Source organism: Bacillus sp. AFS031507 (assembly GCF_002584635.1).
Classification (GTDB): Bacteria; Bacillota; Bacilli; order Bacillales; family Cytobacillaceae; genus Neobacillus.
The window spans coordinates 59,000-66,659 of sequence record NZ_NUOW01000014.1; the positions used below are offsets into that span (position 1 = coordinate 59,000).

The 7,660-nt window shown below is 39.3% G+C and carries 6 protein-coding genes and 1 pseudogene; all 7 read left to right on the forward strand.

Features of this window, described 5'->3' with window-relative positions; translation table 11 throughout:
• Positions 1–13 precede the first annotated feature (13 nt).
• A complete protein-coding gene (locus COE25_RS15345; protein ID WP_098933217.1) occupies positions 14–1,096 on the forward strand; it encodes a dipeptidase in 1,083 nt (360 codons plus the stop codon).
• Between the two features lie 90 nt (positions 1,097–1,186).
• Positions 1,187–2,200, forward strand: coding sequence for a dipeptidase (locus tag COE25_RS15350; protein WP_098933218.1), 1,014 nt, complete (start codon positions 1,187–1,189; stop codon positions 2,198–2,200).
• 76 nt (positions 2,201–2,276) lie between these two features.
• Complete coding sequence (locus tag COE25_RS15355; RefSeq protein WP_088088328.1) at positions 2,277–3,278, forward strand: proline racemase family protein; 1,002 nt, start codon at positions 2,277–2,279, stop codon at positions 3,276–3,278.
• 47 nt (positions 3,279–3,325) lie between these two features.
• On the forward strand, positions 3,326–4,468 hold the full coding sequence (locus COE25_RS15360; protein WP_098933219.1) for a M20 peptidase aminoacylase family protein: 1,143 nt from the start codon (positions 3,326–3,328) through the stop codon (positions 4,466–4,468).
• Positions 4,465–5,298, forward strand: a complete 834-nt coding sequence (locus COE25_RS15365) for a GNAT family N-acetyltransferase (protein WP_098933220.1) — start codon at positions 4,465–4,467, stop codon at positions 5,296–5,298. Before COE25_RS15360 ends, COE25_RS15365 begins: the two co-directional genes overlap by 4 nt.
• A 19-nt stretch (positions 5,299–5,317) precedes the next feature.
• Positions 5,318–6,424, forward strand: coding sequence for an o-succinylbenzoate synthase (gene menC, locus COE25_RS15370; protein WP_098933221.1), 1,107 nt, complete (start codon positions 5,318–5,320; stop codon positions 6,422–6,424).
• Between the two features lie 830 nt (positions 6,425–7,254).
• Positions 7,255–7,660: pseudogene (locus COE25_RS31590) on the forward strand (IS110 family transposase); the annotation flags it as partial.

Consider the following 7,660-nt stretch of genomic DNA (forward strand, 5'->3'; position numbering starts at 1 on the left):
GGCCCGTAACATCATGAAATTTATCGATTTGCATAGCGATATTCTGGTGGACGTGATTTGGCGTCGTTCACGAGGTGAGAGTCGGGTAATAAGCGAACGCCATTTGCCAGCACTACGAAATGCCGGCATTAATGCACTAGGTCTAACCATCTGGATAGAATTAGACCAAACTCACCGGGCGGCACCTCGTACTAGGGAGGTGATGGCTGCACTTGGAGCAGAATTGAGAGAATCACCGGGAGAACTTGCAATGGTTAGAACCCCTGCTGAGGCTGAAGCAGCGATCAGCTCAGGGAAGCTTGCAATCCTGCTAACGATAGAAGGAATGGCGGCGCTTGATGAAGATCCAGCCCTTTTGTCCGATTTATTCGATTTGGGACTAACATCAGGACTGTTAACGTGGAATGAGACGAATGCTTTTGCGAGCGGTTTTCCCGGCTATAATTATGCCGAGGCACGGGCACTATCCCAATCGGGAAGTGGTTCGTGGCTAACTGGACTTCAGGGCCCTGGGGATGGTGAGGTTCGAGGCCTTACTGCAAAAGGGCGCATTCTTCTGAAGGAGATGGCACAAGCGGGAGTCATGCTGGACTTGTCCCATCTGAATGAAAAATCCTTTTGGGAAGCATTAAGCGCGTATCCAGGTCCGGGAGTATTTGCATCCCATTCTAATGCAAAAGGTGTATGTGCAATCTCGCGTAACTTAACAGATGATCAGATAAAAGCAATTGCTGAGCGTAATGGGATCATTGGCCTCAATGCATTCTCAGCGTTTGTACATCAAGACAACCCTGGGATTGATCGATTTATCGACCACGCCGTGTACATTGCGGATCTTGTAGGGTCGCGACACCTCGGCTTCGGGTTTGACTTTATCGACTACCTGGATGCAGAAGCGCTTGATAGTATCGGTGGGACATTACCGAAAAATCCAGAGTTGGATGGTGCGGTGGATGTGCCCCGTCTGATTGAACAAATGAAAAAGAGGGGCTTCTCTTCAACAGAGCTAGAGAGCATAACTTGGGGGAACTTTGCTAGAGTATGGGAGTCTGCCATTAGTTATAGTAAGACCGTTAAAGTAAATAAGGCCAAATAATCAAAATGGATAAAGGTAAAAGGGGAAAGGCCAAGCTTTTCCCTTTTACTTTAGAAAAAGTCTAAAAGGTAGTAGGGGGACTATATAAAATTGAATGTAACTGATAGTTTAAAACTTCACAAAAGAGCAATATTAATTGACGCGACCTGTCCTTTAGGTTCAGTAGAAAATTACTATAAATTGTGGATCGAGGGAGGGGTTACTGTAATGGCTCCTACTGTTGCAGTCGATCAAAACTGTCGAGAAACGGTTAGTCTCATTGCCACGTGGCTTAAGAAAATTGAAACAAGTAGTGATGAATTGTTACTTGTTACTTCCGTAGAAGATATTTATAGAGCAAAACGAGAAAATAAATTAGGTATCCTCTTTCATTTCCAAAACTCTCTACCATTTGAAACCGATTTGAAACTTTTATCTCTTTATCACCGGTTAGGCGTAAGGATTATCCAACTCTGTTATAACGTGAAGAATTTTATTGGTGACGGATGCACAGAGAGAACAGATAGTGGAGTAAGTGAATTCGGCATTAACGCAATCAGAGAAATGAACCGTGTTGGAATATTGGTAGATTTATCCCACACTGGCTATCAAACTACGATAGAAGCTATTAAGACATCTGAGAAACCTGTCATATTTAGTCATTCAAACGTGTTTGAATTGTGTCCCTCACCAAGAAATCTTAAGGATGATCAAATAAAAGCAGTAGCCGAAAAAGATGGTGTCATCGGGGTTGTTGCGTATCCAGCTTTCGTATCAACAAAAAATAAAGCAACGGTTGAGGATTTGATCGACCATATCGAATACATTAGAAATCTTGTTGGGATCAGACATATAGGGATTGGGATGGATTATTGGGAAGGAATGGATGGGATTGCTGCTCTTGATGAATCGAAAAAGTTATATACAGATTTAATTCATACAGGAAAATGGAAGGCAGATTGTTACCCTCCGCCGCCATGGAGATATCCAAAAGGGATAGAAAACCCATCAAAGTTCTCTAAATTAACAGAGGCATTAATAAATAGAGGGTACTCAGAGGAGGAAGTCCTTTTGATATTAGGTGAAAACTTCCTTCGTGTTTATAAAGAAGTGTGGAAACCATGAGCCTATGTTTTTCTTAAAAAGAGATTCGTAAAATTTCAGTAAAAAAACAACAATATGTATTAAAGGGGGATAAGACATGATAAATTTTTCACAATATATTCATACCATTGATTCTCATACGATGGGGCAGCCAACTCGAATCATTACCGGGGGCGCACCTAGAATACTAGGTTCAACGATGATGGAAAAAAAGCTGTATTTGCAAAGTAAATTAGACTGGATGAGAAAATTATTAATGTCGGAGCCACGTGGTCATAAAGACATGTTTGGCGCTATCATTACAGATCCTTGTTCGGAAAATTGCGATATTGGCGTTATTTTCATGGATGGTAATGGATACTTAAATATGTGTGGTCATGGAACTATTGGAACAATCACAACAGCCTTAAATATTGGAATGATTGAACACAAAAAGAATATAAAGATAGATACACCGGCAGGAATTGTTGAATGTAGCGTTGAGTTCTTGAACAAAAAGGTGGATAGAGTAACGTTTACAAATGTACCGGCATTTGTTTTTGAAGAGAAAGTGAATGTATTTGTTGAAGGTGTTGGTAATGTGTTGCTTGACGTGGCCTTTGGTGGCAGCATATTTGGCATCGTTAAGGCTGAACAGTTTGGTTTAAAGCTAGTAAGTGAAGAACAGCAGCAATTAATTACTCTTGGGAATAAAATTAAAAAGGCCGCAAATGAACAGTTGAAATTTCAGCATCCATTGATTCCAGAAATCAACTCGATTGATTTAATTGAGTTTAGTTTGATATCGGATAATGAACATGTTGATTATAGGAATACTGTTATATTTGGAAATGGGCAAATTGATCGATCCCCTTGTGGCACAGGTACCTGTGCAAAAATGGCGTTACTATATTCGCAAGGAAAGTTAAAAATACATGAACATTTCGTACATGAGAGTATTATTGATTCTAAGTTTGCAGGAAGAGTTATTGCGGTTAGCCAAGTAGGCGATTATCAAGCCATTATTCCACAGATTACTGGATCCGCATGGATTACTGGCATGCATCAATTCATTATTGAAAGTGAAGACCCATATTATGAAGGATTTTTATTAGGGTAAGGAAAATCAAGCTAATTAATATAGTGAAACAAACGGAGGAAAGAATATTGAAAGGAATTATCATGGAGCTGAAACCTACGATTGATTCCGTTTTTGATTATTTACATCAAAACCCGGAGATAAGTTGGCAGGAGTACAAGACAACTGCCTACATTCAAAACTTTTTAGAGGAACGGGGTTTCACGGTCCAAACGTTTGATGATTGCCCAGGTCTCGTAGTGGAGGTGGGAACCGGGGATTTTTGCGTTGCCCTTCGTACTGATATGGATGCACTCTGGCAAGAAGTAGATGGTCAATTTCAAGCAAACCATTCTTGTGGGCATGATGCACATATGACTTTGGCCATTGGAACTATGCTTCTTCTTAAAAAATTAGATATTGATTATAATGGAAAACTTAAATTTATTTTTCAGCCAGCCGAAGAGAAGGGTACAGGGGCTTTAAAGGTAATAGAAAAAAATGTAGTAAATGATGTGAATTATTTGTATGGTGTCCATCTCAGACCCATCCAGGAATTAGAGGATGGATTTGCAGTCCCAGCCATTTATCACGGGGCAGCTACTTTTTTGGCAGGTGAAATTATCGGAGTGGATGCTCATGGTGCACGACCTCACCTTGGGCAGAACGCCATTGAGGTAGGTGCATCCTTTATTCAAGCTATAAAAGGCATCCATTTAGATCCGATGGTACCGTATACTGCAAAATTGACAAAGTTCCACGCGGGTAGTAATTCAGGCAATATTATTCCCGGAAAAGCGAACTTTAACCTCGACTTAAGGGCACAAACGAATGAAGTGATGGATAAACTTGTTCACAAGGTTAAGGAAATCGCAGAATCAGTTGCAAAGCTGCACGGAGTTACGATAACTTTGGAAACAAAAGCTAACGTAGCTGCTGCAGAAGTAAATGAAGAGGCTAAACGTCTTATGGGGAAAGCGATTATTGATACTTTAGGTGAAAAGAAGGTAAAAGAACCGATTATCACTTCAGGTGGAGAGGATTTTCATTTTTACACATTGAAAAATCCACGAATAAAAGCCACTATGTTAGGTATAGGGTGTGGCTTACTTCCGGGTCTTCACCACCCTGAAATGACATTTAATCATCAATCCCTATACGCGGGGATTGAAATCCTTGCGAGAACGTTGTTGAATACATTAGAAGCCTATGAAAAAGGTGGGTTATTATGAGTTTTGATATAAAAACGCGTATTCTAAGCACTTTTCATGAATTAAAGCTGGTTCAAAAGCTTGAAGAAGAAATATGGAACATGAGCCCGCATCCCCTCCATCAAACGATTACTGCTTCCCAAAATGGCGGTCTTTTATTGGGCGCTTTTATTAATGAAGATTTAGTAGGATTCAGTTATAGTTTTGCTGGTTTTAATAAGGGGCAAAGTTATTTGTGTTCACATATGCTTGGGATTCATCCGAGTCAACAAGTCAAAGGAATAGGTGCTAGTTTAAAAGAGAAACAAAAAGAAATAGCTCGTGAAATGGGCTACGAACTGATCATGTGGACCTATGATCCGCTTGAAACACGAAATGCTTATTTGAATCTATCAAAATTACACGCAATATGCTCTACATATGTTAATAATTGTTATGGTAATATGGAAGACAGTTTAAATAAAGGAATCCCCTCTGATCGCCTTAAAGTTGAATGGTGGATTAATAGTTCTTATATTTCAAAGCCCCATCCTATTAACTTGGAACAGGCTGAGTCGATTTTTAAATGGGAAACAATAGGGGGACACCTGCCAAAATTAACGCATGTTTCGGAGGAGTTATATAGAATTCCCACTAGTAACAATCCAATTTTATTACCAGTGCCAGCCAATTTTCAGTTTTTGAAAAGTACCAATAAGGAACTTGCAATTGAATGGCGGTTCCAAACTCGTGAGATTTTCCAAACATTATTTGCTAAAGGTTATGCTGTTGTTTCCCTTGTGAAAAAAGATAATGAACTCGTGCACAATTATGTATTTGTTCCAAAACGAACCTTACGGATTAGTCCATAACAAAAGGAGGGAAATAGAAATGAGATTACGAGAGGTTACATTGAGACATGTAAACATGAAAATGACATTTCCGTTTTCGACTAGTTTCGGAACGTTTCAAGATAAAGAATTTATTTTACTAGAAGCAAAGGATGAGAATGGGGAGAGCGGATGGGGGGAATCTGTTGCTTTTCATTCACCTTGGTATAATGAGGAAACCGTCAAAACGAATTGGCATATGTTAGAGGATTTTATCATTCCAAAGCTGCTGAATACAGAGATACAGCATCCGAATGAAGTGTCTGAAATTCTCACGGGCATTCGTAAAAACCACATGGCAAAATCTACGATAGAGGGGGCGGTGTGGGATTTATTCGCAAAGCAAACAGGAGTCCCACTCGCAGCTGCTCTTGGTGGAGAAAAGAAAAAAATTGAAGTCGGTATAAGCATAGGCATTCAAGAAACTGTTCAAGACCTTTTACAATTGATTGAAGAGTATGTCAATGAGGGATATAAGAGAATGAAAGTTAAAATTAAACCAGGTTGGGATATTGAGGTCATGAGGGAGGTTCGAAAGCATTTCCCCAATGTTCCACTGATGGCAGATGCGAATTCTGCTTATCGTATAACGGATATAGAGCGATTAAAAGCACTTGATGAGTTTAATTTGATGATGATTGAACAGCCGTTATCCTCTGATGATATTGTTGACCACGCTCAACTACAAAAAGAGCTGAGCACACCCGTCTGCCTCGATGAAAGCATCCATTCCTATGAAGATGCCCGAAAAGCAATTGAACTCGGAAGCTGTAAAATTATTAATATCAAAATCGGACGGGTCGGGGGTTTAACAGAGTCAAAGCGAATACACGATTTATGCCAAAAACATGATATCCCAGTTTGGTGTGGGGGAATGCTGGAATCGGGTGTAGGAAGGGCACATAATATTGCGTTAACAACCTTGTCCAATTTCATACTACCTGGAGACACAGCTGCTTCTTCTCGTTATTGGGAGAAAGACATTATTGACCCTGTAGTAGTGGTTGAAAATGGAATAATCACCGTTCCAGAGAAACCAGGAATTGGTTATGAACCTAATCGAGAAATTATACAACAACTTTCCGTCAGTGAAAAATCTTATTTCTAAAGAACCTTGGTTATTGCTGCCTATCAAGTAAAGTCATAGCATTTTGATTAATTTATCAGCAACACAAGATTTCAAGTTGAGTTTAATAATGTAAATGGTGAGACACAGATTATAGAATGTGATTATATTGCTGGATATGTGTAAGGCAGCTATTCCGCTTAAAATGCAAACTAGATGGATTTGATATAAGTTCGGATGAACTACAACAGCGATACCGAGAAAAAGCAGAGGGCTATATGAACCGTATTAATCAGTTAATAGACCAGAGTAGAGGAAGTGTTTCTGGATGAGATTCTGATTGAGATACTGATTGACGCTTGAAGAAATTCAACCTTAATAAATAGATAAGAAATTGGCAAATCAATTCCTACTACAAGAATAGGAACTAGATTATGATAGACCGCGTTCTCAGTCGAAAGTGTACCGCACCGACAACCGTACCGCCTTTTTCAAAGGACAAACTACGAATGAGGCGTACACCATGAAATACTTTGAAATCCCACTCACCAAAGCTACACATTTTGACAGAATCAGAAGTCTTTGCAATTAATAAAGCAAGATACGGAGCTATTCAAAAGCCTTGAAGCGAGGGGAGGCATTCAAACGAGCGGATACACAACGGAACCCAGAGCGGACGAAATTCGAGAAGGAAGGTACTCATTAACGAGTGTCTTTTTTTCTTTTTAAGTTAATATCCTTGTCCAACTTCAACGAAGCAGGTTAGCATTCCTGTAGATGGTTAAATTTGAACTTTGAAAAAAATAGAGCCCCTCAGTAAGATATGAGTATAGACACCACTCTAACTCAAAACCTTAGAAGGAACCCTTACTATGAAGTTTAAAATGCAAGACAAACAAAATCAACTAATAGAAAGAATTTCCGATAAACACCTCGTTGTTGGTGTGGACATTGCTCAACAATTACATGTGGCTCGAGCTGTAAATTTCCGTGGAATTGTAGTCGGAGATCCTCTTACATTTGAAAATAACGAAGATGGATTTACTATTTTATTGCACTGGATTAACAAGCTAAAAAGGACAAATAACTTAGATACAACTATATTCGGCATGGAACCTACGGGACATTTACTGGATTAATCTATCAAAATGGCTTTTCGAAAAGAATATTGATGTAGTAACAGTAAATCCGTACCATGTAAAAAGGAATAAAGAGGATCGAAATAATACCCAGTCAAAAAGCAATAAAAAAGATGCATTAGTTATCGCTGATATGGTG

Coding starts and splice junctions, on each gene's coding strand:
- menC (WP_098933221.1), top strand. CDS start 5,318: ATGAGATTACGAGAGGTTACATTGAGACATGTAAACATGAAAATGACA.
- COE25_RS15365 (WP_098933220.1), top strand. CDS start 4,465: ATGAGTTTTGATATAAAAACGCGTATTCTAAGCACTTTTCATGAATTA.
- COE25_RS15355 (WP_088088328.1), top strand. CDS start 2,277: ATGATAAATTTTTCACAATATATTCATACCATTGATTCTCATACGATG.
- COE25_RS15345 (WP_098933217.1), top strand. CDS start 14: ATGAAATTTATCGATTTGCATAGCGATATTCTGGTGGACGTGATTTGG.